The 23,224-nt window shown below is 67.2% G+C and carries 25 protein-coding genes; 16 read left to right on the top strand and 9 right to left on the bottom strand.

Features of this window, described 5'->3' with window-relative positions; translation table 11 throughout:
- Positions 1 to 26: 26 nt before the first annotated feature.
- The 3 genes from ACZ54P_RS02445 to ACZ54P_RS02435 are packed head-to-tail and all read left to right on the top strand — an operon-like array spanning position 27 to position 3,020.
- Positions 27 to 1,976, top strand: a complete 1,950-nt coding sequence (locus ACZ54P_RS02445) for an ABC transporter ATP-binding protein (protein ID WP_465459772.1) — start codon at positions 27 to 29, stop codon at positions 1,974 to 1,976.
- Positions 1,977 to 1,978: 2 nt separating this feature from the next.
- Complete coding sequence (locus ACZ54P_RS02440; protein ID WP_465460218.1) at positions 1,979 to 2,479, top strand: P-loop NTPase family protein; 501 nt, start codon at positions 1,979 to 1,981, stop codon at positions 2,477 to 2,479.
- Between the two features lie 58 nt (positions 2,480 to 2,537).
- The gene (locus ACZ54P_RS02435) at positions 2,538 to 3,020 is read left to right on the top strand and encodes an FxsA family protein (protein ID WP_465459771.1); all 483 of its coding nucleotides are present in this window, start codon (positions 2,538 to 2,540) and stop codon (positions 3,018 to 3,020) included.
- A gap of 84 nt (positions 3,021 to 3,104) precedes the next feature.
- Here the strand turns inward: ACZ54P_RS02435 and ACZ54P_RS02430 are convergent, their stop codons facing one another.
- Entirely contained in the window at positions 3,105 to 3,713 is a 609-nt protein-coding gene (locus ACZ54P_RS02430; protein ID WP_465460217.1) for an SCP2 sterol-binding domain-containing protein, read from the bottom strand.
- A 68-nt stretch (positions 3,714 to 3,781) separates the two neighbouring features.
- Positions 3,782 to 4,417 (bottom strand): SCP2 sterol-binding domain-containing protein, encoded by a 636-nt coding sequence (locus ACZ54P_RS02425; protein WP_465459770.1) that lies wholly within the window; start codon positions 4,415 to 4,417, stop codon positions 3,782 to 3,784.
- A gap of 128 nt (positions 4,418 to 4,545) precedes the next feature.
- Between ACZ54P_RS02425 and ACZ54P_RS02420 the strand changes: the two genes are divergently transcribed.
- Positions 4,546 to 5,211 (top strand): TetR/AcrR family transcriptional regulator, encoded by a 666-nt coding sequence (locus ACZ54P_RS02420; RefSeq protein ID WP_007032385.1) that lies wholly within the window; start codon positions 4,546 to 4,548, stop codon positions 5,209 to 5,211.
- Here the strand turns inward: ACZ54P_RS02420 and ACZ54P_RS02415 are convergent.
- Positions 5,194 to 6,039 (bottom strand): MaoC/PaaZ C-terminal domain-containing protein, encoded by an 846-nt coding sequence (locus tag ACZ54P_RS02415; RefSeq protein ID WP_465459769.1) that lies wholly within the window; start codon positions 6,037 to 6,039, stop codon positions 5,194 to 5,196. The genes ACZ54P_RS02420 and ACZ54P_RS02415 overlap by 18 nt on opposite strands.
- A 2-nt stretch (positions 6,040 to 6,041) precedes the next feature.
- Entirely contained in the window at positions 6,042 to 7,376 is a 1,335-nt protein-coding gene (locus tag ACZ54P_RS02410; protein WP_465459768.1) for a 3-oxoacyl-ACP reductase, read from the bottom strand.
- A gap of 92 nt (positions 7,377 to 7,468) precedes the next feature.
- On the opposite strand from ACZ54P_RS02410, the gene ACZ54P_RS02405 reads away from it, so the two are divergent.
- The 4 genes from ACZ54P_RS02405 to ACZ54P_RS02390 all read left to right on the top strand — a co-directional run bounded on the left by ACZ54P_RS02405 (position 7,469) and on the right by ACZ54P_RS02390 (position 11,092).
- Positions 7,469 to 8,758 carry an acetyl-CoA C-acetyltransferase gene (locus ACZ54P_RS02405; protein ID WP_465459767.1) on the top strand — a complete coding sequence of 430 codons (1,290 nt, stop codon included), beginning with the start codon at positions 7,469 to 7,471 and terminating at the stop codon, positions 8,756 to 8,758.
- A 69-nt stretch (positions 8,759 to 8,827) separates the two neighbouring features.
- Complete coding sequence (locus tag ACZ54P_RS02400) at positions 8,828 to 9,781, top strand: ATP-binding cassette domain-containing protein (RefSeq protein WP_465459766.1); 954 nt, start codon at positions 8,828 to 8,830, stop codon at positions 9,779 to 9,781.
- Positions 9,778 to 10,581, top strand: coding sequence for an ABC transporter permease (locus ACZ54P_RS02395; protein ID WP_465459765.1), 804 nt, complete (start codon positions 9,778 to 9,780; stop codon positions 10,579 to 10,581). Before ACZ54P_RS02400 ends, ACZ54P_RS02395 begins: the two co-directional genes overlap by 4 nt.
- Positions 10,582 to 10,720: 139 nt before the next feature.
- Positions 10,721 to 11,092: a YciI family protein gene (locus ACZ54P_RS02390; protein ID WP_465459764.1), complete on the top strand. Its 372-nt coding sequence runs from the start codon at positions 10,721 to 10,723 to the stop codon at positions 11,090 to 11,092.
- Positions 11,093 to 11,189: 97 nt separating this feature from the next.
- Here ACZ54P_RS02390 and ACZ54P_RS02385 read toward each other — a convergent pair whose 3' ends face one another.
- Positions 11,190 to 11,696: a DoxX family membrane protein gene (locus ACZ54P_RS02385; protein ID WP_465459763.1), complete on the bottom strand. Its 507-nt coding sequence runs from the start codon at positions 11,694 to 11,696 to the stop codon at positions 11,190 to 11,192.
- Positions 11,697 to 11,827: 131 nt separating this feature from the next.
- On the bottom strand, positions 11,828 to 12,859 hold the full coding sequence (locus ACZ54P_RS02380) for a glycerophosphodiester phosphodiesterase family protein (protein ID WP_465459762.1): 1,032 nt from the start codon (positions 12,857 to 12,859) through the stop codon (positions 11,828 to 11,830).
- Positions 12,860 to 12,930: 71 nt separating this feature from the next.
- Between ACZ54P_RS02380 and ACZ54P_RS02375 the strand changes: the two genes are divergently transcribed.
- Both ACZ54P_RS02375 and ACZ54P_RS02370 read left to right on the top strand, forming a co-directional pair.
- Positions 12,931 to 13,692, top strand: coding sequence for a MerR family transcriptional regulator (locus ACZ54P_RS02375; RefSeq protein WP_465459761.1), 762 nt, complete (start codon positions 12,931 to 12,933; stop codon positions 13,690 to 13,692).
- 113 nt (positions 13,693 to 13,805) lie between these two features.
- A complete protein-coding gene (locus tag ACZ54P_RS02370) occupies positions 13,806 to 14,996 on the top strand; it encodes an AAA family ATPase (RefSeq protein ID WP_465459760.1) in 1,191 nt (396 codons plus the stop codon).
- A 128-nt stretch (positions 14,997 to 15,124) separates the two neighbouring features.
- On the opposite strand, the gene ACZ54P_RS02365 is transcribed toward ACZ54P_RS02370, so the two are convergent.
- Entirely contained in the window at positions 15,125 to 15,277 is a 153-nt protein-coding gene (locus ACZ54P_RS02365) for a hypothetical protein (RefSeq protein WP_465459759.1), read from the bottom strand.
- 194 nt (positions 15,278 to 15,471) lie between these two features.
- Between ACZ54P_RS02365 and ACZ54P_RS02360 the strand changes: the two genes are divergently transcribed.
- The 5 genes from ACZ54P_RS02360 to ACZ54P_RS02340 all read left to right on the top strand — a co-directional run bounded on the left by ACZ54P_RS02360 (position 15,472) and on the right by ACZ54P_RS02340 (position 19,360).
- A complete protein-coding gene (locus ACZ54P_RS02360) occupies positions 15,472 to 15,621 on the top strand; it encodes a hypothetical protein (protein WP_007032374.1) in 150 nt (49 codons plus the stop codon).
- Positions 15,622 to 15,860: 239 nt separating this feature from the next.
- Entirely contained in the window at positions 15,861 to 16,784 is a 924-nt protein-coding gene (locus tag ACZ54P_RS02355; protein WP_465459758.1) for a bifunctional helix-turn-helix transcriptional regulator/GNAT family N-acetyltransferase, read from the top strand.
- Positions 16,785 to 16,860: 76 nt separating this feature from the next.
- The gene (locus ACZ54P_RS02350; RefSeq protein ID WP_465459757.1) at positions 16,861 to 17,217 is read left to right on the top strand and encodes a YciI family protein; all 357 of its coding nucleotides are present in this window, start codon (positions 16,861 to 16,863) and stop codon (positions 17,215 to 17,217) included.
- Complete coding sequence (locus ACZ54P_RS02345; protein WP_465459756.1) at positions 17,205 to 18,461, top strand: RNA polymerase sigma factor; 1,257 nt, start codon at positions 17,205 to 17,207, stop codon at positions 18,459 to 18,461. The genes ACZ54P_RS02350 and ACZ54P_RS02345 overlap by 13 nt, the downstream gene beginning before the upstream one ends.
- Positions 18,462 to 18,724: 263 nt before the next feature.
- Positions 18,725 to 19,360, top strand: a complete 636-nt coding sequence (locus tag ACZ54P_RS02340) for a hypothetical protein (RefSeq protein ID WP_465459755.1) — start codon at positions 18,725 to 18,727, stop codon at positions 19,358 to 19,360.
- Here the strand turns inward: ACZ54P_RS02340 and mctP are convergent.
- A complete protein-coding gene (gene mctP / locus ACZ54P_RS02335) occupies positions 19,357 to 21,000 on the bottom strand; it encodes a monocarboxylate uptake permease MctP (protein WP_465459754.1) in 1,644 nt (547 codons plus the stop codon). The genes ACZ54P_RS02340 and mctP overlap by 4 nt on opposite strands.
- The gene (locus tag ACZ54P_RS02330) at positions 20,997 to 21,275 is read right to left on the bottom strand and encodes a DUF3311 domain-containing protein (protein ID WP_465459753.1); all 279 of its coding nucleotides are present in this window, start codon (positions 21,273 to 21,275) and stop codon (positions 20,997 to 20,999) included. Before ACZ54P_RS02330 ends, mctP begins: the two co-directional genes overlap by 4 nt.
- A gap of 203 nt (positions 21,276 to 21,478) precedes the next feature.
- On the opposite strand from ACZ54P_RS02330, the gene ACZ54P_RS02325 reads away from it, so the two are divergent.
- On the top strand, positions 21,479 to 23,092 hold the full coding sequence (locus tag ACZ54P_RS02325; RefSeq protein ID WP_465459752.1) for an alpha/beta hydrolase: 1,614 nt from the start codon (positions 21,479 to 21,481) through the stop codon (positions 23,090 to 23,092).
- Positions 23,093 to 23,224: the final 132 nt, after the last annotated feature.

Below are 23,224 nucleotides of genomic sequence, written 5' to 3'. Positions count from 1 at the left end.
GCGGTCCGCCCGGTGGGGGCGGCGGTATGGAGATATTCCTGGCACGCGGCGGCAGACGTCGTCGGCCACCGACGACAGTGCCCGACAGCGGGCTGACCGGCCCGGTCGACATCCCGGAGCCCGAGCCCGAAACCGGCCCGAAGGATCTGAAGTCACGGCTCAACCGCATGTGGGTCAACGTCGCGGGCACGGTTCGCGGGCTGCCGAAGGTCGCGAAGCTGACCTGGCAGGCGAGCCCGATCCTGACCATCACGATCACCGTGGTGACGCTGTTGTCCGGTCTTCTTCCGACGGCGACCGCGTACATCGCGAAGCTGCTGATCGATTCGGTGGTCGCGGCGATCCAGGGCCAAGGCACCAAGAGCGCGATCGTCGGTGTCGCGCTGTTCCAGTTCGGCGCACTGGTGCTCACCGCGCTTTCGCAAGCAGTGACCACCTATGGCCAGTCCCTGTTGCAGGAACGGATGACGCTGACCATCCGCCATCAGGTGATGAGTCACGCCAGCAGTCTGCACCTGTCGTACTTCGAGGGATCCGCCTCCTACGACATGCTGCGCCAGGCCGCGCAGGAGGCGCCGACCCGGCCGCTGTCGATGATGAACTCGGCGCTGGGACTCATCCGTACGGCGATCACCTTCAGCAGCATGATCGCGCTGCTTGTCTCGATCAGCCCGCTGCTTGCGCTGGTCGCGCTCGTGGCGCCGATTCCCGCCTTCATCTCGCAGTCCAAGTACGGTGCGCGCGCGTTCTGGCTGACGCTGCTGATGTCACCGCTGAAACGGCGGATGGACTATCTGTCCTCTTTGGTCACGACGGACACCTATGCCAAGGAGACCAAGCTCTTCGGCCTCGGCCCGTACTTCGTCGACCGGTTCCAGCGGCTCGGCCAGGTGTTCTACGAACGCCAGCGGATACTGACCCGCAAGCGCAGCGTCAGCTCGACGTCCTGGGGCCTGCTGAGCACCGCCGCCGGATCCGCGATCGCGCTGTATATCGCACTGGAGGCCGTCGGCGGCAGGCTCACGCTCGGCGATCTCGCGCTGTACACGGCCGCCGCGGCCTCGGTGCAGACGTCGGTCCAGGGCCTGTTCACCGCGTTCTCCGGAATGTACGAGAACAATCTCTATCTCGACACGCTGTATCGCTTCCTCGGCACGAAACCGGAGATCGTCGCGCCGCCGGAGCCGCGCCCTCTTCCGTCCACTGTGGAGGGACACATCGAGTTCGAGGAAGTGTCCTTCACCTACCCAGGCGTCGCCGAACCGGCACTCGACGGTGTGAGCTTCGAGATCCGGCCTGGCGAAACGGTCGCCGTCGTCGGCCGCAACGGAGCCGGGAAGTCGACGCTGTTCAAACTGCTGTGCCGGCTCTATGACCCGACGGGCGGGCGGATCCTGCTCGACGGCGTCGACATCCGCGAGTACGACCCGGTCGAACTGCGGCGGCGGATCAGCGCGATGTTCCAGGACTATGTGACCTACCAGGGCACCGCGTCGGAGAACATCGGACTCGGCGACCTGACGCACCTCGTCGACCGCGAGCGGATCGAGGAGTCGGCGAAACGGGCCGGTGCCGACGAGCGGATCGAACGCCTGCCCAGCGGCTACGACACTCCGCTCGGCCGCTGGTTCGACCAGGGTGTCAGCCTTTCCGGCGGGGAATGGCAGAAGATCGCGCTGGCCAGGGCGTTCCTGCGGGAGGCACCGATCCTGATCCTCGACGAACCGACGTCCGCGCTGGACGCCCAGGCCGAGCACGACCTCTTCTCGCGCCTACGGGAGCTTTCGGAGGGACGTACGACGCTGTACATCTCGCACCGGTTCTCCACCGTCCGGCAGGCGGAGCGGATTCTGTTGCTGGAGCGCGGAAAGGTCGCCGAGTACGGCTCGCACGAGGAGCTGATGGCGGCGAAGGCGGGCTACGCCGAGCTGTTCACCCTGCAGGCGGCCGCGTACCTCGACGAGGCCGTCAGTTGACGATGGGACGGGTCATGGTCGTCGGCTGCAGCGGCGCCGGGAAGTCGACGTTCTCACGTCGGCTGGGCGCCGCGCTCGACCTCCCGGTCACCCACCTCGACCGGCTCTTCTGGCGGCCGGGATGGATCCCGGCGCCGGAGGACGAGTTCCACGCCGCGCAGCGGGAAGTCGTCGCCTCCGACGCCTGGGTGATCGACGGCAACTACGGGGCGTCGATGCAGCTGCGGCTGCCGCGGGCCGACACGATCTTCTTCCTCGACTACCCGCGCCGTATCTGCCTTCGCCGGGTACTGGTGCGATGCCTGCACGAGTACGGGCAGGACAAGCAGGCGCCCGGCTGCCCCGAGCGCTTCGACCGGGAGTTCTACTCCTACGTCTGGCGCTGGCCGAAGGAGCACCGGGAGCGGACGGTGCGGCGGCTGGCGGAACAGGGGGCGCACGCGCGGCGCATCGTGCTGACCAGACCGCGCGAGGCGAAGGAATTCCTGCGCCGGATCGGTTGACCTCGGTCACCGTATCGGGGGTTGGGAGCAAAACGGGCAAGCCGTACGTTGTCCAGGTATGGCTGTCGCGTTCCTGCTCTATGTCGTCGCCGAGATCGCCGCCATCTGGGCGGTGGGCTCGGCCGTTGGCGTGCTCGGCACGATCGCGCTGCTCTTCGCCGGCACGTTTATCGGGTCCTGGCTCGCCCGCCGCGAAGGCGGCCGCGCCTTCCGGGCCTTCGCCGAATCCGCGCGGCTCGGCCGCCCGGCCGACGCGGAGCGGGAACTCACCGACGGGATGCTGATCGGCTTCGGCGGTTTGCTGATTCTGCTCCCCGGTTTCGTCAGCGACATCATCGGCCTGCTGTTCATCCTGCCGCCGACGCGGAGCGTCGCGCGCAAGGTCTGGCAGAAGCGGATGCAGCGCCGCGCGGTCAAGTTCGCCAACCGGTCACCCGGGCCGGTGATGGTGGTGGACAGCGAGGTCGTTACCGACACGCCGCCCGCCGAGGCCACCAAGAAGCAGCCGCCGGTGATCGAAGGCCGCATCGTCGAAGGCTGATCGCAGTACCAAGGGGTCGTCTGAAGTACATGATGGCCCCCTTCCTTGCGCCTAACGCAAGGAAGGGGGCCATCATGTACTTCCTCAGGTGCCACTCGGCTTCGGAATGTCGAAGTACCCGCTGAACCGCACCGCCGGCGCGTACTCGCCCTTGACCTTCACCTTGCCGGTCACGAACATCGCCGCCACGGCCGCGTTGCCGGTGGCCATCCGGATGAAATCGTCGACCGACAGCGTGAGGGTCGTGTCCGGAGTACGCGCGAGATCGGTGCTGGAAACGCAGACGCCGTCTTCGATGACCGTTTGAAAGCGATCGAAACCGTCTTCTCCGTCACCATCGGTGAAACGCCAAGCGACGACGAAGTTGACATGGCGCGCGCGTTCCGGGGCGAAATGGTCCGACATTCTGCGGAAAATCTCGTCGAGGAACGCCGAGCGCAGTTCAGGATGGTCGGCGATCGCTTTGAGCTGCTCCCGCGACGCCCGCTGTACGACGTCGACGAGCACCTCGGTCTCCAGTGAGCTCAACTCGATACCGGCACCGGTTTCACCCAGCATGTGCAGGGTTTCCAGCACCTGCACGAACTGTTCGGGGCTCAATTTCGTGAGTTCGAGCTTCTCCGCGAACGCGTTGACGACGTGCTCGCCACCGGTGCGCGTCTTGTGCGACCGCGACGGGCGGGAAAAGCGCACCTTGTCCCGCCGGCGCCGGTTCGGAGAATTTCGGGGCACGGCACGGAAGTGTAACCGCTCCGCCGGACTCAGGACGGTTTCGGAAGGTCGAAGAAACCGATCAAGCCCGCCGCGAAGGCCAGGTCACCTTTTACTTTGATCTTTCCCGTGACGAATAGCACAGCGGGGGTCGCCTGGTGGGTGATGAGCCGGAAGAAATCGACGGGCGCGATCGTGATCGTCACCCTCGGCTTCTCCTTCATCCGCCTGCTGACCGTGCATTCGCCGTGCGAGATCACCGTCTCGTAGCGGTCGTACCCGCCGTCGCCGGTGCCGCCCGACAGCCGCCAGTGGACCACCGCGTGCAGTGTCTTCGCGCGATCCTGCCGGATGTGCGCACCCATGCGGTCGAAGATCTCGCGCAGTACGCGCTCACGTAGCGGCCGTTCGGCGACGACGCTCTCGAGTTGCGCGCGCGAGGCGCGGGCGACGAGATTCGCGAACCGGACCGGGTCGACCTTGCGGAGATCGAAGGCGGGTGCGGACTGGGCGAGCCGTCCGAGCGCGGTCAGCAGCCGCCGGACGTCGTCCTTGCCCAGGTCCTTCGGGTCGATGGCACCCGCGACCTCGTTGACGTCGAGCGAGTGCGCTTCGGCCGAATCCGGCTCGATGCGTTCCAGCTCGTCGACCAGCGCGCGGCCGGTCAGCCCCACGATCTCGGTCATCTTCCCCTCCAGCTCCGCCTACCCAGGCGTAAGGCTACCCGCCAGTAGGTAGGCGGGCAAGCGTGCCGAAATCATCCTCGCCGGTGGCAGCCCGGTAGCGTCTTACGGGAACTAGAGGGAGGTCCTGAGTGTCCGAGGAAGTACCGCGTCCTGCCGAACGCGCCAAGCGGTTGCCGAGAGCGGTGCGGGAACGCCAGATCCTGGACGCAGCGGTCTCGGTGTTCTCGCGCTACGGCTATCACTCCGCGTCGATGGACGAGATCTCCGAGGTCGCCGGCGTGTCCAAGCCGATGATCTACACCTACCTCGGGTCCAAGGAAGACCTCTTCGGCGCGTGCATCCGCCGTGAAGCCACGCGTCTGCTGGAAGCGGTGCAGGACGGGATCAAACCCGACCTGCCGCCGGACATGCAGCTTTGGCACGGGCTTCGCGCGTTCTACCGGTTCGTCGCCGACTACCGCGAGTCCTGGACGGTGCTGCACCGCCAGGCCATGACCGTCGGCGGCGCCTTCGCCGCGGAGATCACCGACATGCGCACCCGCGCGATCGAGCTGGTCGCCGCGCTCGTCGTCTCCGCCGGTACCCGTAAGGGCCTCGGCGAACAGGCCGAGTTCTCCGGCGCCGGCCTGTCCGCCGCACTGGTCGGGGCGGCCGAGTCGCTGGCCGACTGGGCGCTCGACCACCCCGATGTCTCCGACGGCGTCCTCGCCTCGTGGCTGATGAACCTCGTCTGGCTCGGGTTCAACGATCTCGTCGAGGGCGAGATCTGGAAGCCGTCAGAGAGCGACGACTGAACCCTCCAGGTGCGGCTTCGGCTTGCGCGCGTTCCAGAGTTCGAAGGCCCAGCCCCCGCCTTCACTCCAGGTCGTGAACGCCGCTTTCGACGGCAACAGCACCGGCTGCTTGAACTTGACGTCGACGGTGAACGCTTCCGGCAGCCTGCCTTCGAAAGCCGCGAGCGCGTGCGCCTTCGTCCACATACCGTGCGCGATGGCGGCGGGGAAGCCGAACGCCTTCGCGGTGATCGAGTGCAGGTGGATCGGGTTGCGGTCGCCGGAGACCTCGGCGTAGCGACGGCCGATGTCGGCGGGCACGTGCCAGATCGCGCTGGGCGACGGCTGGGAAAGCTGACCGTGTGACGTCTTCTCTCCGCTGCCGCCACCGCGGCGCAGGTACGTGCTGACGTCCGTCCAAACAGGACTGTCGTTGACCAGCAGCTCGCTGACCACGTCGAACTGCTTGCCCTTTTCGTGCGGGCGCAGATCCTCGGCGCGCACGCGCAGGGTGAACGACTCGTCGAGCCGCAGCGGCCGGTGCTGGGTGATCCGGTTGGCGACGTGCACCATGCCCAGCAACGGGAACGGGAAGTCGTGTTCGGTCATCAGCGCCATCTGCAGCGGGAACGCGAGCATATGCGGATACGTCGCGGGCAGGACGTCGTCCAGCCGGAAGCCGCACACCCGGTTGTACGCGGCGAGATGCGCCGGGTCGACGACGACACCCTCGCGGACGAACTCGGTCCCGGGCAGGGCGTTCCCACCGCTCTTGCGCAGCGAGCCGAGCAGAGCCTTGGGGTACAACGAAGACAGGCTCGGCGTCTCGCGAAGTTCCTTGACCGCCATGATCACGCCCCCAGCAGTGCCTGGCCGCAGACGCGGACCACGTTGCCGTTGACGGCGGCCGAAGCCGGGTTCGCGTACCAGGCGATGGTCTCGGCGACGTCGACCGGGAGCCCGCCCTGGCCGAGGCTGGACAGCCGCCGCCCGGCTTCGCGGATGAACAGCGGAACGGCGGCGGTCATCTTGGTCTCGATGAAACCGGGCGCGACGGCGTTGATCGTGCCGCCGTATTCGGCGAGCTTCGGCGCGCCGTCGTTCACCATGCCGATGACGCCCGCCTTGCTGGTGGCGTAGTTGGTCTGGCCGACGTTGCCCGCGATCCCGGCGATCGACGAGACGCCGATGATCCGGCCGTTCTCGTGCAGCACCTTGTCGGACAGGAGTTTCTCGTTCACCGCGAGCTGTGAGGCGAGGTTCACCGCGATGACCGAGTCCCAGCCGCCCTCGGTCATGTTGCCCAGTGTCTTGTCCCGCGTGATGCCGGCGTTGTGCACGACGATGTCGACGCCGCCGTGACGCGTGGTCAGGTACTCGGCGAGTTTGTCCGGCGCGTCGGCGGCGGTGATGTCCAGTTGCAGCGCCGATCCGCCGACCTTGTTGGCCACCTTCGACAGGTCGCCACCCTGCGCGGGGATGTCGAGCGCGACGACGTGGGCGCCGTCGCGGCCCAGTACCTCGGCGATGGCGGCGCCGATGCCGCGGGAGGCGCCGGTCACCAGCGCGACCTTGCCGTCGAGCGGCTTCGCCCAGTCGGCCGGTGCGGAGGCCGTCTTGGTCTCCGTGCCGACGCGGATGACCTGGGCGTCGACGAAGGCGGACTTCGCCGACAGCAGGAAGCGCAGCGTGGACTCAGTGGCTTCTTCGGCACCTTCGGCGACGTACACGAGCTGCGCGGTCGCGCCGCGCTTCAATTCCTTACCGACGGAGCGGACGAAGCCTTCGAGCGCGCGCTGGGCGATCCGCTCGTGGCCCTTGGTCAGCTCCGGCGGCGTTCCGAGGACGACGACGCGGCCGGACGGCCCGACACTGCGGATCACCGGGTGGAAGAAGGCGTAGACCTCGCGAAGCTGCTTCGGGTCCTTCACACCTGTCGCGTCGAAGACAAGGGCGGCGTGCTTGTCGGCCGCCGTCGAGACGGCCTCGACACCCGCGCGGTGCAGCTGCGCCTCGATCACCTTTTCGAGCCGGCCGCCCGGCGCGGCGCCCAGAAGTGCGGGACCCTCGAGAGGGGGCTGACCGGGCTTGTACCGGCGGAGCGTCGCGGGATTCGGCAGGCCGAGCTTCGGCACCACGAACTTCCCCACCGGGGATTTCGTGAACTGCTGGTACCTGTCAGCCATCGCTTGCCTCCCGTGCAGTTTGCATCACGTCGCAGTCTAACCTACTCGCTAGTAGGTTACAGTGTGAGAGAGCCTACGGAGGAGTGGAAAAAATGGCCACGAAAAGGACGGCACCCGTGCGCAAGGTCGCGATCATCGGCGGCAACCGGATCCCCTTCGCCCGCTCGAACGGTCCGTACGCGCAAGCTTCTAACCAGGATATGTTCACGGCGGCCCTCGACGGCCTGGTCAGCCGCTTCTCCCTGCAGGACGAGGTGATCGGTGAGGTCGCCGCCGGCGCGGTGCTCAAGCACGCCCGAGACTTCAACCTCGCGCGCGAAAGCGTCCTCGGCAGCAAGCTGAATCCCGCCACGCCGGCCTCCGACGTGCAGATGGCGTGCGGCACCGGTCTCCAGGCGATCATCAACGTCGCCAACAAGATCGCCCTCGGCCAGATCGACTCGGCCATCGCGGGCGGCGTCGACACCACGTCCGACGCGCCGCTGGCGGTCAACGACGACCTGCGTCAGATCCTCGTACAGCTCAACGCCGCGAAGACGCTCCCCGAACGGCTGAAGCTCGCCGCGAAACTGCGTCCCGGCCACATCGTCCCCGAGATCCCGCGCAACTCCGAGCCGCGTACCGGCCTCTCCATGGGCGAGCACGCCGCGCTGACCGCGAAGGTCTGGGAAATCACCCGCGAGGCGCAGGACGAACTCGCCGCCACCAGCCACCAGCGCCTCGGCGCCGCGTACGACAAGGGCTTCTTCGACGACCTGGTGACGCCGTACCTCAAGCTGGTCCGCGACCAGAACCTGCGGCCCGACTCCAGCGTCGAGAAGCTCGCGAAGCTGAAGCCCGCCTTCGGTGGCCCCGACGGCACGATGACCGCGGGCAACTCGACGCCGCTGTCGGACGGCGCGTCGACGGTCCTGCTCGCGACCGAGCAGTGGGCGAAGGCCAGGAAGCTGCCGGTGCTGGCGTACCTGACGTTCTCGCAGACCGCGGCCGTCGACTACGTCCACGGTGACGAAGGGCTGCTGATGGCGCCCGCGTACGCGGTCCCGAGGATGCTCGAGCGCGCCGGGGTCACCCTGCAGGACTTCGACTTCTACGAGATCCACGAGGCCTTCGCCTCTCAGGTGCTCGCCACCCTCAAGGCGTGGGAAGACCCGGCCTTCGCCAAGGAGAAGCTGGGCCTCGACGAGCCGCTCGGTTCCATCGACCGGGCCAAGCTGAACGTCAACGGCTCGTCGCTGGCCGCCGGGCACCCGTTCGCCGCGACCGGTGGCCGTATCGTCGCCACGCTCGCGAAGCTGTTGAACGAGAAGGGATCCGGCCGCGGACTCATCTCGATCTGCGCGGCGGGCGGACAGGGCGTCACCGCGATCCTCGAAAAGTAGCCGTTCGCCCGCAGCGGATCGGGGAAAACCCGGGTGCCTTTTGTCGGTGCCCGGGTCTAGCGTGTGCGCATGTTCGCAGTTCAGGCGAAAGCGCTGGTCAAGACCTACGGGTCCACACGGGCGCTCGACGGGGTCGATCTGTCGATCCCGGCGGGCAAGGTGCTGGGCTTGCTGGGGCCGAACGGTGCCGGCAAGACGACGACGGTCCGCATCCTGACCACGCTGCTACGCCCGGATTCGGGTGAAGCGGAGGTGGCCGGGCACGACGTGCTGGCCCAGCCCGACGCCGTCCGGCGGTCGATCGGGTTGTCCGGGCAGTACGCCGCCGTGGACGAGAACCTCACCGGGTTCGAGAACCTGTACATGGTCGGCAGGCTGTACGGGAGCAAGAAGGCCGCGGCGAAGTCCAGGGCGCGTGAACTGCTCGCGCGCTTCCGGCTGGAGGACGCGGCCGACAGGCCCGCCAAGACGTACTCCGGCGGGATGCGGCGACGACTCGACCTCGCGGGGGCGCTGGTCGCCGAGCCGACCGTGGTGATTCTCGACGAACCGACCACCGGGCTCGATCCGCGCGGCCGGATCGACACCTGGGAGGTCATCAAGGAACTGGTCGCCGACGGCACCACGGTCCTGCTGACCACGCAGTACCTGGAGGAGGCCGATCAGCTCGCCGACTCGATCGTGGTGATCGACAAGGGAAAGGTCATCGCGCGCGGCACCGCCGACGAACTCAAGCAGGAGATCGGCGGCGAGCGGCTGGAACTGGTCGTGGCCGATCCGAGCGATCTCGCCATCACCACCCAGGTGCTCACCGAGGTCGGTTCGGGGACGCCGACGGTCGACGAGCACACCCGCAAGGTCGACGTCCTGGTCGAGGGCGGCCCGAAGGCGCTGATCGAGGCACTGCGGCGGCTGGACGGCCACGGCGTCGCCATTCAGGACGTCGCGCTGCACCGGCCGACGCTGGATGACGTCTTCCTGTCGCTGACCGGGCATGCCACTGATGAGGGGGCCAAGAAGTGAGCACGATCGCCAAAGCCTTTTCCGACGGTGGCGTGATCACCTGGCGGAACCTGAAGAACGTCCAGCGCAACCCGGACTGGCTGATGGCGGCGACCCTGCAGCCGATCATGTTCGTGCTGCTGTTCGCCTACGTCTTCGGTGACGCGATCGGCGGGGAAGCGGGCGGGCTCGCCTACCGCGAGTTCCTGATCGCCGGCATCTTCGCGCAGACGGTCGCGTTCAACTCGGCGTTCACCGTGATCGGGTTCGCGAACGACCTGCAGAAGGGCATCATCGACCGGTTCCGGTCGCTGCCGATCTCCCGGCTGGCGGTGATCTTCGGCCGGACGACCTCGGATCTGGTGATCAGCGTGGTGGCACTGGTCGTCATGTCACTGTGCGGTCTGCTCGTCGGCTGGCGGATCCGCGGTAGCTTCCTCGACGCCGTGCTCGGCTACCTGGTGATGCTGATGTTCGCCTGGGCGCTGTCCTGGGTCGGCGCGTGGATCGGGCTCGTCGCGCGCAGCGTCGAGGTCGCGCAGAGCGCCGGGCTGATGTGGATGTTCCCGCTGAGCTTCATCTCGACCGCGTTCGTCCCGGCGGACAAACTGCCGGGCGTACTGAAGACGATCGCCGACTGGAACCCGTTCACCGCGGTGATCAACTCGGCGCGCGACCTGTTCGGGAACCGCTTCGGCGCGGCACCGACGGGCTGGCCCGCCGAGCACGCTTCGCTGTACGCGATCCTGTGCTGCGTCGCCATCATCGCGATCTTCGCGCCGCTGGCGACGGCCCAGTACAAGAAGGTCGCGAGCCGCTGAAAAACTTCTGTGCAGCTGGAACATTTTTCTGAACGCTGAAACATTTCTTCTGAACGAAATGTCGAACCGCCGTCGAGCCGCTCGACGCGTCGGTGAAGGCGGGGTAGAAACAGCCCCGCCAAGACACTGAGGAGCAGCGATGCGGTTTCTGATGATGCACCGGCTCGACGAGAGCGCCCCGGAAGCCTGGAACCCGAGCCAGGAGTTCATCGAGAAGATCGGCGCGTTCGTCCAGGACTCGTTCGAAAAGGGCATCTTGATCACGGCGGAGGGCGTGCACCCGTCGGAGAGGGGTGCGAAGGTCCGCAAGGCGCGCGGCGGGAAGATCACCGCGACCGACGGTCCGTTCACCGAGGCCAAGGAGGTCATTGGCGGGTTCGCGCTGATCAACGCCAAGGACCTGGCCGAGGCCACCTCGTTCGCCGAGTCCTACGCCGCGCTGTTCGACGAGATCGAGGTCGAGGTGCGGACGATCGTCGAGGAAGAGGACATCGCCGCCCTCACGGAGTGACCCCGCGGTCCCGTAAACGTCATGAGGGGTCCCCATAGGAAAAATTTCGTCCTATGGAGACCCCTCATGACACTCTCGGGTCGTACGCGAAGGCCGCCTACTTGGTGATGGCCTTCTCGGCCTTCTTCGCCAGCTTCTCGGCGTGCTTCTCTGTCTTCGACGCGGCCCGGCGGGCGCGCCAGCCGAGCGACGGCTTGCCCGCGGTGTCGGCGGCGGCCAGCAACAGACCTCCGGCGAGACCGGCGTTCTTGATGAACTGGATCTGCTGCTGCTGGCGCTCCGCGGGTTCCTTGATCTCCCAGAACCGGTGCGCGGCGAGCGTCGTCGGGACCAGGCTGCCGAGCAGCAGCAGCGACGCCAGCCGCGGTGCCCTGCCGGTGGCGAGCGCGACCCCCGCGCCGACCTTCACCGCGGCGTCGATCCGGATCAGGGTGGCGGGGTCGCGCGGCACCGATTCCGGCACCACGCCTTCCAGCTTGTCGAAGGACTCGGTGAGGAACGGCTCCGCGGCCTTCGCGTGGCCCTGGGTGTCCCTCAGCGCGCCGATCCCGCCGGAGATGAAGATCGCGGCGAGGAGCGGACGTGCGACGCGGCGGAGAATCACGGTCGTAGCCTTTCTGGATCCGGACCCGGGACAGCAAACCTATCCCCAGTCTTCCCGTCCGCCAGGCCGCCGAACCGCCCTAACGGAGTATCCACGAATATTTCTCTGGCACTAGAAAGCACTAGATTTGACTAGCGAGCCGGATACGCCTTCGGCAGCTTGAACCCGCGGTCCGCCGCGACCTCCCGCAGCCGGTCCGGGTAATCGGTGATGATGCCGTCCACGCCGTCGTCGATGAGCTTGTGCATCGTGGCCGGGTCGTCGATCGTCCAGGGCACGACCTTGATCCCCGCCCGGTGCGCCTCCGTGACCAGAGCCTTCGTCGTGAAGGGCCGGTAGTCCGGGTCACCGACCTTGCCACCCTGCGGATTGCCGTGCACCGGCGAGAGCGCGCTCGCGCCGAACGACTTCACCGCGCGGACGGGGCTGCCGCCGAAGTCGTCGATGTCGAGGCCGCCCAGCCACGGCGATTTGCCCGGCTTCCCGACCTGGAGGAATTCCGGCTGGGTCAGCGCCACCACCGGGAGCCACGGCGCGACCTCGCGCAGCCGCATCAGCGTTCCCCAGTCGAAGCTCTGGACGGTGACGTTGTGCGCGAAACCCGAGCGCAGGATCTCGCGCACCGCCCGCTGGACGAACTGTTCACGCGGCGCCGTTTCGTGCGGGGCGGCGGCCTCGACCTTCGTCTCGATGTTGAACTTGATCCCCCAGGCGCGATGGTCGCGCGCCAGCTGGAACAGCTCGGCGAGCGTCGGCATCTTGGCGCCCGGGGAGAGCGTCTGGCCGGGGTGGGCGGGCTGCCGGATCGATCCGCAGTCCAGCGTGCGGACCTGCGCGAACGTCAGATCCTTCACGTACTTCCCGACATACGGATACGCCGGGTCGCCCGGGGTCGCGGGGGCGGTGTCGCGGCATTTCGACGGCGTCGTCTTGCGGTCGTGAGTGATCACCTCGCGACCGTCCTTGGTGATCTGGAGGTCGAGTTCGAGGGTGCTCACCCCCAGTTCCAGTCCCTTGCCGAACGACGCGAGCGTGCTCTCGACCGTGAGGCCGAGCCCGCCGCGATGGGCCTGGATGTCGAAGGCGCGGCGCGGGTGCGCGTCGGCGACCCCGGCCGTGGTCAGGGTGAGCGCGGTGGCCATGACCAGCGCAAAGGTCTTCATGGCGGAACCATGACACAGCCGGGTGAACTTCGATTGACTTTGACGCAACGTCAACCTCTACCGTCGTGGACATGCCGAACGAGAAGGAGTGGTCGATCCAGGACATCGCCCGCTCGGCCGGGACCACGAGCCGCACGCTGCGCCATTACGGCGACATCGGGCTGCTCGAACCGAGCCGGGTGGGAAACAACGGATACCGCTACTACGACCAGGACGCGCTGGTGCGGCTGCAACGGATCCTGCTGCTTCGCGAACTCGGGCTGAGCCTGCCCGCGATCGGCGAAGTGCTCGAAGGGGAGCGGGACACCACAGCGGCGCTGCGCACCCACCTGAAGTGGCTGGAGCAGGAGCGACAGCGGCTCGGACGGCAGATCGAATCGGTCAGGACGACCTTGAGGAAGACGGAGAGAGGTGAACAACTGATGGCAACGGAAGTGTTCGACGGCTTCGACCACACGAGGTACGAGAAGGAGGTCACGGAACGCTGGGGCGCCGACGCCTACAAGCAGGGTGACCGGTGGTGGAAGTCGCTGAGCGCCGAAGACAAGAAGGCGCACCAGCAGGAACAGAAGGACATCGCGGCCGCGTTCGGCGAGGCCCACGCCAAGGGACTGCCCGCCGACGGCGACGAGGCTCAGGCGATCACGCGGCGGCTGTACGAATGGCTCCGGCCGGCCGTGCGGACGGTGTCGAAGGGCTACTTCGCCGGTCTCGGGCAGCTTTACGTCGACGACCCGCGCTACGGCCGGTACGACGAGAAGTACGGCACGGGCACCGCGGAGTACATCCGCGACGCGATGGCGGTCTACGCCGAGCGCAACCTGAGTGAGTAAGAACGCGTGGACGGGGCTGCAGACCCGTCCACGCGGAGTAACCCGCCGCGACACGCCTATCCCTCTATCGCCGAATATCGGCTCCACGCTAGAAACGCCGATAGCGTGTGAGAGTGGATCCCATCCGCAACCCCTTCGCGCCGGGCGCCGGTCAACGGCCGCCCGAGCTGGCCGGTCGTGTGCGTGAACTGCAGGCCTTCGAGGTCGTCCTCGAACGGGTGGCGCGCGGGAGACCGGAACGCAGCCTCATGCTCACCGGCTTGCGCGGCGTGGGGAAGACCGTGCTGCTGGGCGAACTGCGCTCGAAGGCCATCAAGCACGGCTGGGGCGCGGGCAAGATCGAAGCCCGTCCCGACACCGAACTCCGGCGGCCGCTCTCGGCCGCGTTGCACCGCGCGATCCGCGATATCGCCGTGCGCCACCGCGCGCCGGACCGGGTCGAGCAGGTGCTGGGCGTGCTCAAGGCGTTCGCGCTGCGCGCCAACAAACCGGACGCCAAACTCCGTGACCGCTGGCAACCCGGCATCGACGTGCCGGCCGCACAGGGCCGCGCCGATTCCGGCGACATCGAGATCGACCTGGTCGAGCTGTTCACCGAGGTCGCGGAGCTGGCGGCCGATGTCGGCACCGGCGTCGCGCTGCTGATCGACGAGATCCAGGATCTGCTCCCCGAGGACGTCTCCGCGCTCTGCGCCGCCTGCCACGAGCTCTCACAGTCCGGGGCTCCGCTGGTCGTGGTCGGTGCGGGACTGCCGCACGTACCCGCCGTCCTTTCGGCGTCGAAGTCGTACTCGGAACGCCTTTTCCGCTACGCGCGCATCGACAGGCTCGAACGCGAAGACGCCGACCTCGCGGTGATGGCACCCATCGAACGCGAAGACGCGGGGATCGAGCCGGAGGCCTTGGACGCGCTGTTCGACGCGTCCGGCGGCTATCCGTACTTCATCCAGGCCTACGGCAAGGCCGCCTGGGACGCGGCTCCGGCCGATCCGATCACCGTGAAGGACGTCCAGGTCGCCGCGCCGGAAGCCGAATCGGAACTCGCTGTCGGCTTCTTCGGCTCACGCTATGAGCGCGCGACGCCCGCCGAACGGGAGTACCTGCTCGCGATGGCCGAGTTGACCCAAGGCCGGGACGAGCCGGCCGGCACCGCCGATGTGGCCGTCTACCTGGGGCGGAAGCCGTCTTCGCTGTCTCCCGCGCGGGACAGCCTGATGAAGAAGGGGCTGGTGTACTCCGCCGAGCGCGGGCACATCGCCTTCACCGTCCCGCACTTCGGCCACTACCTGCTCGGCCGGGACTAACCCTTTCTGGCCTTCTCTAGCCCTATCACTAGAAAGGCGTAGAGAGTGGTAGTGCGTGGGCGCGGCGCGTGCCACGCCCTTGACACTCCTTTGAGGCAACGAAATCAGGAGTTCCTCGGCGAGCGATTTCAGCGGTTCCAGGCGACGATCGGCATCGCCGACGGCGCGCCCGAAGAGACCGTCACGCATTTCGTCGTGAACTCGACGGCCGGGCGCCGACCACCCGCGACCGCGCTGATCGCTGCTTGCTCCAGCAGGCCGTCCGCGGCCGTATCGCGCAAACACCAGAGATCCGTAGCGTTACCAAGAAGTGACCGGCGACACCAAATCCCTCCGGATTTCCTCTGCCGTTGCCGACGATTCATCGGCAAGTGTGCCAAGTCACCGGATAATCGTTGGTGTTCTTGTGAAAAAAGGCGCATACTAGGTGCACAGCCACGAAGACACAAGACCCTCAAGGGGATGACTTAAACCGATGAACAACATCGCCGCCAAGCTCCGTGCCCGTCGCGCCGAGGCTCGCACTCGCCGGGCCCTGAACCGGGCGATCGACACCGCGGCCACCGCGACCGTTCGTCAGGAGCTCATCGCTATCTCCCAGGCGCGTCACACGCACATGCGCTGATCCGACCAACACCGTTGTGAGTGTCGCCCATTCGAGTGACCTACGACACATAGTGCGTGGGGTGTAACGCCGCGGAAAGCAGCGTCGATACCCATTACGACCCCGTGATGCTGGCGGACCCCCGACCTGGCAGCATCACGGGGTTTCCATATGTCCGGACCCGTTCCGGTGAACTTCTTGTCATCCCCGCTTTGCGCGGTAATCTTTGACCAAGTCAACGAATCTGTTGAGGTGGTCAAATGACTGGATCCGCGGACCGGGTGGCGACCGTCCGGGCGTTCAACCGCCTGTACACCGGCGTGATCGGCGTCCTCGACGAAGGACCGGCCGACGCCGAGTACTCCCTGAGCGAGGCCAGGGTTCTCTTCGAACTCGCACAGCAGGACTCGACTCAGGTCACCGACCTGCGCAAACGCCTCGACCTCGACGCCGGGTACGCGAGCAGACTGCTCGTCAGGCTCGAAGGGCGCGGTCTCCTCACCCGCGAACGCAGCGACGAGGACGCCCGTCGCCAGGTCGTCAAGCTGACCGAAGACGGCCGGAAAGCCTTCGCCGTCCTCGACGCGCGCTCGGTCGATCGGATCGGTTCGCTGCTCGGCCGCTTCGGCGACGACGAGCAGGAGCGGCTGCTCGGCGCGATGGGCACGATCACCTCGCTGGTCGGTGCACGCCGATCGGATCCCACGCTGGTGCTGCGCCCGCCCCGGCCCGGCGACTTCGGCTGGGTCGTCCACCGCCACGGTGCCCTCTACTCCCGCGAGTACGGGTGGGACGAACGTTTCGAAGCACTCGTCGCCCGGGTCGTCGCGGACTACGCCGACCGTCGTGGCGACCCTCGCCAGGCCGGGTGGATCGCGGAACTCGACGGAGAGCGGGTCGGCAGCGTCTTCTGCATGCCCGCCGAAGACGGGCGCACGGCGAAGCTGCGGCTGCTGCTGCTCGAACCGGCCGCCCGCGGGCGTGGGGTCGGGAAACGCCTGGTCACCGAATGCGTCGAGTTCGCGAGGGCGTCCGGCTACGCGGCGATGGAGCTCTGGACGGTCTCGTTGCTGGACGCGGCGAGGGCGATCTATCAGAAGGCCGGTTTCCGGCTCGCCGGGGAGGAGACGATCCCCGGCTTCGGCTACGAGCTGACCGGGCAGACGTGGCGACTGGAGTTGTGAGCCGCCGTCCTCGCGGGCAGTGTCGATTTGCGGCGGGCTCGTTCGTCTAGGGACCATCGATCCCAGGGAGGACACCATGCCCCAGTACATCGGATTCATCCGGGCCACGAAGGACTCGCACGACCACCTCGGTCCCGGCGAAGCACAACGCGTACTCGAGCGCTACCTGGCTTGGGCGGACGAGCGCACGAAGGAGGGCCGCTTCGTCGGCGGCGGCGGGCTGTCGAAGAGCGGTCGGGTGCTGCGCGCTTCCGGTGGCGAAGTCGGCGCGACCGACGGACCGCACACCGAGGCCACCGAGATCGTCGGTGGCTACCAGGTGATCGAGGCCGAGGACCTCGACCAGGCGGAGAAGATCTTCGCGACGCATCCGCATCTGGAGTTCGGGCCGATCGAAGTGCGCAAGGTGGGCGAACGCGGTTGCGAGGACTGACTGATGCCGAGCCGCCTCAGGCCGTCATGAGCCGCCCGGCCGGCGTGGTGGAGCATCTGTTCCGGCACAGTGCCGGGCGGATCGTCGCCACGCTGGCCAGGGCACTCGGCCCCGAGCGACTGGATCTCGCCGAGGAAGCCGTCTCGGACGCACTCGAGCAGGCATTGCGCAGCTGGCCGCAGTGCGGGGTGCCGGACAATCCGCGGGGCTGGCTGTTCCACGCCGCGCGGAACCGGGCGATGGACGTCGTCCGGCGGGAACGAACCTTGCGGACCCTGCTTCCTCGGCTCGTGGAGCTCGACGGTTTCGAAGTCGATCGGCGTACCGACGACGAACTCGTGTTGATGCTGCTGTGCTGTCATCCCGCGCTGCCGACGGTTTCGCAGGTGGCGTTGACGTTGAAGACCGTCGGCGGGCTCGGGGTGAACGAGATCGCGGCCGCGTTGCTGGCGAAACCGGCGACGGTCGCGCAGCGGCTCGTACGGGCGAAGAAGTGGCTGCGGGAGTCCGGGAAACCGCTCACACTGCCAGGGCCGGACGCGCTGGAGTCCAGAGTGGACAGTGTGCTGGCCGTCCTCTATCTGCTGTTCAACGAGGGCTACGACGCGACGACGGGAGAGGTCGCTGTCCGCGGTGAGTTGTGCGGGGAGGCGATCCGGCTCGGACGGTTGCTGCTCGCCGAGCCGAAGACGGATCAGCCGAGGGTGCGGGCGCTGGTCGCGTTGATGTTGTTGCAGGCGAGCAGGCTTCCCGCGCGCGTGGACCAGGACGGTGACCTGCTGCTGTTCGAGGAGCAGGACCGTGGCCGCTGGGACCACGCGATGATCGCCGAGGGAACGCGTCTGTTCGAGCGGGCGTGCGCCGGGCCGGAGATGTCGGTGTACCACGTCGAAGCGGCGATCGCGCTGTGCCACAGCACGGCTTCGCCGCCGGACTGGCGCCGGATCGTCGGCCTGTACGACGATCTGCTGGCGCTGCACCCGTCACCGGTGGCGCGGCTGAACCGCGCGATCGCACTGTCCATGGTGGACGGTGCCGCCGCCGGGATCGCCGAACTCGAAGCCGTCGAAGCCGACCTGCCGGACTACACGCTGCTGCCCGCCGTCCTCGGCGCACTGTGGCTGCGTGCCGGCGACCCGGCTCGTGCCGCCGGCCACTACCGGCGAGCGCTCGCGCTGCCGTGCTCGGAACCGCAACGCCGCTTCCTGACCCGGCGCCTCGCGGCCTGCGCCGCCCCCTGCTGACCGGCCTTCTTCGCGCGAACCCCATCCCCCACCCGTCCCAGGGGGGCGCGCCCCGCTCCAGCGTATCGGGAGGGGGTGTCGGGGAGTGGATTCGTGAGGGGTGGGGGACGGAGTTGTCCACAACGGTGGTGGGGTGTGGACAACTCCGGCGGAGTGTCGCGAGGGCGCAAAGGCCCCCTGTCAGGCTCGCGCAGGCGAGCGAGCAGGTGATCGCGGGGAGTGGCCAACACCGGGAGTTCACCCGGCAAGGGTTATCTAGAGGGGTGAACTGGACGGCTTACCTCGACAGGTACTGCGAACGCCTGGCTCCCGGGATTGGGGAGGAGCCGCTCAACAGCCTCAGCAACCTCGCGTTCCTGATCGCGGCGATCGTCGTCTGGCGTCAGGCCAAGGAAACCCACGGCCGCGTCTTCGCCGTCCTCGTCGGACTCGTGTTCCTCGGCAGCACGGCCTTCCACCTGTTCGCGACCCGCTGGTCCGCGGCCGCCGACACCGGCTTCATCCTGGTGTTCGTCCTGTACTACGCGGCGGTGTTCCCTCGCTTGTTCTACGGCGTCAGCCGCAGGCTTTCCTGGCTGGGCATCCCGGTCTTCCTGGCCTTCACCGCCGTCTTCGCCTCGCTCGGCGGCGGGCTGTACGTCTCGGTGCTGATCGGGCTCGTGGTCTTCGCGATCGTCCTCAAAGGAGCGGATCGGAGACGCTTCGCCATCACCGCGGCGGTCTTCGGGGTGTCGCTCTCGTTCCGGTCGGCCGACCACGCCGTCTGCGGGAACTTCCCCGCCGGGACGCACTTCGTCTGGCACCTGCTGAACGGTCTCGTGCTCTACCTGGCGGCGGACGCGGCCATGAGAAAGGCCGCGTCCCGGCAGGACGCGGCCCCTTCCCAGCGCGTGAGCTAGTGGACGCCGATCTCGCGGAGATCCTTGTCGTGCTCGTCGGCGTGGTAGTCCTCGGGCTCGGTGGAGTCCGTGCCGTTGAAGACCTTCAGCTGCCGCGCGATCACCGTGAAGATCACCGCGACCAGCAGGTTCGCCACCAGTGCGACAAAGCCGACGTAAATCTGCAGCTGTGAGCCACTGAACGGGTGCCAGCCGAAGATCGACAGGTTCCCCATCGACAGCGCCGAGCCGCCGAAGTGCTTTTGGCCGGTGGCCGGGTTGGGGATGTTGTAAAGCATGATCAAGCCCCAGCCGATGCCGACGATCCAGCCGGCGATCAGACCCCAGCGGTGGAACCACCGCGTGTACAGCGAAAGCGCCACCGCGGGCAGTGTCTGCAGGATCAGCACACCACCGATGAGCTGCAGGTCGATCGCGTATTGCGGGTCGATGAACAGGATGAACGCCACCGCGCCGAACTTCACGATCAACGAAGCGAGCTTGGCCTGCTTCGCCTCCTGGCCCGGCGTCGCGTTCTTCTTGATGTACTCCTTGTAGATGTTGCGGGTCCACAGGTTGGCCGCCGCGATCGACATGATCGCCGCGGGCACCAGCGCGCCGATACCGATCGCGGCGAACGCGATCCCGGCGAACCACGACGAGAACTGCGAGTCGAACAGCACCGGGACGACGGTGTTCGTGTCCGGCCTGCCGGTGGCGTTGTTGGTGATCGGCTTGACCGAGGCGCTGATCGCCACATAACCGAGCAGCGCCAGCAAGCCCAGGACCAGCGAGTACGCCGGGAGCGCGACCATGTTCCGCTTGATCACGCTGCGGCCGCGCGAAGCTAGCACGCTGGTGAGCGAGTGCGGGTACAGGAACAGCGCGAGCGCCGACCCGAGCGCCAGCGTGGCGTACTGCAGCTGGTTGTTGGCGGTGAGCAGGATGCCGTCCGCCGGGGACTGTGTCTTGTCGAACTTCGCGTCCGCCGCGTCGAAGATCGCCGACCAGCCACCGAACTTCGCGGGCAGGTAGATGATCGCCACGATGATCACGAGGTAGATCAGGATGTCCTTGACGAACGCGATCAGCGCGGGCGCGCGCAGGCCGGACTGGTAGGTGTAGACCGCCAGGATGATGAAGGCGACCAGCAGCGGCAGGTGCCCCACGAGGCCGGAGCCGTTGATGCCCATCGTCCGCAGGACCGCTTCGAGGCCGACGAGCTGCAGCGCGATGTACGGCATCGTCGCGATGATCCCGGTGATCGCGATCAGCAGCGCCAGCGTCGGCGAACCGAACCGGCCGCGGACGAAGTCGGCGGGCGTGACGTAACCGCGGACGCGGGAGACCGACCACATGCGCAGCGCCGGCATCAACACGATGGGATAGACGATGATCGTGTACGGCAGGGCGAACATGCCCATGGCGCCGGCGCTGAACATCAGCGCGGGGACGGCTACGAAGGTGTACGCCGTGTAGAGGTCACCGCCGAGCAGGAACCAGGTGATCCACGAGCCGAACTTGCGGCCGCCGAGGCCCCATTCGTCCAGGTGGTCGAGGGTGTTGCCGGCCTTCCAGCGCGAGGCGACGAAGCCGAGGACGGTAACGACCGCGAAGAGGATCGTGAAGATGATCAGTTCGGGCCACTGGATGTTGGTCACTTGACGTCCCCCTCGTCGAGCTTGTCCACGGACAGCCGGTCGGGACGCTCACTGGTCGGCTTGTCCTTCGTCATCACGAAGACGATCCAAGTGCAGAGGACGCCCACGGCGACGAACACGAATTGGAACCAGTAGAAGAACGGCATCCCGAACAGCCGGGGGCCGTCCGAATTGAACAACGACGTGATCAGCACCAGCAACGGGATGATCAGCAGGAGGTTCCAGGGGCTGAACTGAAAGCCCCGCACCTTCCCGTCTGCCTTACCTGACGCCATCGGCCCTCACCTAACATTCCCGTAACCTCGATTGGTCCCGATGACCCTAGAACCTCGCCCCCACCTGGGTCACGCGCGCCGGATATCGATTTGATCAGCAGCGTCGTTCCGACGAAGGGCGGTTGCCGCCCGCATCCGGAGCGGATATCAATAGCCCGCAGTCGCGAACAGGAACTTCGCACGCAAGACCAAAGGGGCATCGGATGAAGAAACTCCGCTATGCGGTGGTGATCCCGGCTGTCGCCGGCACCATGCTGGCCGGGTTCACTCCTGCGTTCGCAGGACCGGAGGCGGCCAAGCAGCCTCTGAACTCCACCAACATTCCGGCGAAGTACGCGGACCAGAAACTGGACTGGCACAAGTGCACGGCCAGCGAGCTGCCGTCCGCGCCGCCTCCGGGGGCCGAGAACATCGAGTGCGCGACCTACCGGTCTCCGCGCAACTGGTACAAGCCCGGCGAGAACATCGACCTGACGATCGCCGTCAGCCGGCTCGCCGCGACCAGCGGCAAGGCGACGGCCAGCGTCATCACGAACCCGGGTGGCCCCGGCGCTCCGGGCCGTAACTTCCCGGCCCGCCTGCGTAACCAGACGAAGCTGCGCGCGAACCAGGAGATCATCGGTCTCGACCCGCGCGGCACCGGCAAGAGCACCAACATCACCTGCGGCAACGCGATCGGCACCGGCTCCGACCTCGACCCACGCGACCGCAGCCGGGCGAACCTCAACCTGATCCTGGACGCCACCAAGTACGCGGCGGATTCGTGCCAGGTGAAGTCCGGCGAGCTGGGCCCGCTCATCAACACCGCGCAGACCATCCGCGACATCGACCTGCTGCGTGTCCTGCTGGGCCGCGACAAGATCAACTGGGTCGGCTACTCGGCGGGCACCTGGATGGGCGCGCACTACGCGCAGCAGTTCCCCACCCGGACCGGCAAGTTCCTGCTCGACTCGTCGACGGAGTTCACCACCACCTGGCAGAACTCCTTCGACGGTCAGCCGCTCGGCTTCGAGCGCCGTTGGCGTCAGGACTTCCTGCCGTGGATCGGCAAGTACGACAAGGTCTACGGCTTCGGCAATACCGGTGAAGCCGCGCGCCAGACCTACGAAAAGGTCCGCTTCGCGCTGACGCAGAACCCGGTCGAGGTGGACGGCGTCCCGGTGTCGGCCAACGCCCTCGACTCGACCATCGCGGGGTACCTCTACTCGAAGCGGAACTTCCCGGCGCTGGCCGACTACCTGGTCAACCTGAAGACGCTGACCGAGGGCACCTCGACCCAGCAGCAGAAAGCCACGGCCGCGCAGAAGGTCAAGGCGGAGACGGTGGACGGTGACGGCGTCATCGGCCCGCAGCCGCTGTTCGTCCCGACCGACGGCGACTCCTACAACGCCAGCTTCTGGACCATCCCCTGCAACGAGGGCCCGTGGTACGGCAACCGGAACAGCGTGATCCGGCAGTCGCAGAAGCTGATCGACAAGGACCTGCCGCTGCTCGGCGCCGGCTGGCTGATCCAGCCGTGCATCTTCTGGAAGAACAAGCCGGTCGACCTGCCGAAGCTCGACGGTGTCGGCGTCCCGCCGGTGCTGATCGTCCAGTCGGTGAACGACCCGGCGACCCCGATCGAAGGCGCGACCCGTGCGCACCGCGGCTTCGCCAACTCGCGGATGATCACAGTGACCGGCGAGGGTGACCACGGCATCTACGCCGGCGGCAACGCGGGTGTGGACAAGCTCGTGGAGGACTTCCTCGTCGACGGCAAGGTGCCGAACGACCAGAGCGTCCCCGGACTCCCACTTCCGGTGCCCGCTGGCGCCTGAAACCCCTAGGGATTGTGGCCCCGTCGAGTTTCGACTCGACGGGGCCCTTTCTTTCGCCCGTCCACAGACCTGTGCACAGAGTTGTCCACAGGCTGTGGGCAACCCCAGGAGCCGTTGGGTCTCGTGAGTGGT

Source organism: Amycolatopsis sp. NPDC034160 (genome assembly GCF_055575355.1).
The sequence above is the reverse complement of the archived record's forward strand: the minus strand, read 5'-3'. Positions and strand labels throughout refer to the sequence as shown.

Bases quoted from the DNA above. Each gene is read 5' to 3' on its own strand.
- ACZ54P_RS02445 (WP_465459772.1), top strand. From the start codon at position 27: ATGGAGATATTCCTGGCACGCGGCGGCAGACGTCGTCGGCCACCGACG.
- ACZ54P_RS02440 (WP_465460218.1), top strand. From the start codon at position 1,979: ATGGGACGGGTCATGGTCGTCGGCTGCAGCGGCGCCGGGAAGTCGACG.
- ACZ54P_RS02435 (WP_465459771.1), top strand. From the start codon at position 2,538: ATGGCTGTCGCGTTCCTGCTCTATGTCGTCGCCGAGATCGCCGCCATC.
- ACZ54P_RS02425 (WP_465459770.1), bottom strand. From the start codon at position 4,417: ATGACCGAGATCGTGGGGCTGACCGGCCGCGCGCTGGTCGACGAGCTG.
- ACZ54P_RS02415 (WP_465459769.1), bottom strand. From the start codon at position 6,039: ATGGCGGTCAAGGAACTTCGCGAGACGCCGAGCCTGTCTTCGTTGTAC.
- ACZ54P_RS02410 (WP_465459768.1), bottom strand. From the start codon at position 7,376: ATGGCTGACAGGTACCAGCAGTTCACGAAATCCCCGGTGGGGAAGTTC.
- ACZ54P_RS02405 (WP_465459767.1), top strand. From the start codon at position 7,469: ATGGCCACGAAAAGGACGGCACCCGTGCGCAAGGTCGCGATCATCGGC.
- ACZ54P_RS02400 (WP_465459766.1), top strand. From the start codon at position 8,828: ATGTTCGCAGTTCAGGCGAAAGCGCTGGTCAAGACCTACGGGTCCACA.
- ACZ54P_RS02390 (WP_465459764.1), top strand. From the start codon at position 10,721: ATGCGGTTTCTGATGATGCACCGGCTCGACGAGAGCGCCCCGGAAGCC.
- ACZ54P_RS02380 (WP_465459762.1), bottom strand. From the start codon at position 12,859: ATGAAGACCTTTGCGCTGGTCATGGCCACCGCGCTCACCCTGACCACG.
- ACZ54P_RS02375 (WP_465459761.1), top strand. From the start codon at position 12,931: ATGCCGAACGAGAAGGAGTGGTCGATCCAGGACATCGCCCGCTCGGCC.
- ACZ54P_RS02360 (WP_007032374.1), top strand. From the start codon at position 15,472: ATGAACAACATCGCCGCCAAGCTCCGTGCCCGTCGCGCCGAGGCTCGC.
- ACZ54P_RS02355 (WP_465459758.1), top strand. From the start codon at position 15,861: ATGACTGGATCCGCGGACCGGGTGGCGACCGTCCGGGCGTTCAACCGC.
- ACZ54P_RS02350 (WP_465459757.1), top strand. From the start codon at position 16,861: ATGCCCCAGTACATCGGATTCATCCGGGCCACGAAGGACTCGCACGAC.
- ACZ54P_RS02330 (WP_465459753.1), bottom strand. From the start codon at position 21,275: ATGGCGTCAGGTAAGGCAGACGGGAAGGTGCGGGGCTTTCAGTTCAGC.
- ACZ54P_RS02325 (WP_465459752.1), top strand. From the start codon at position 21,479: ATGAAGAAACTCCGCTATGCGGTGGTGATCCCGGCTGTCGCCGGCACC.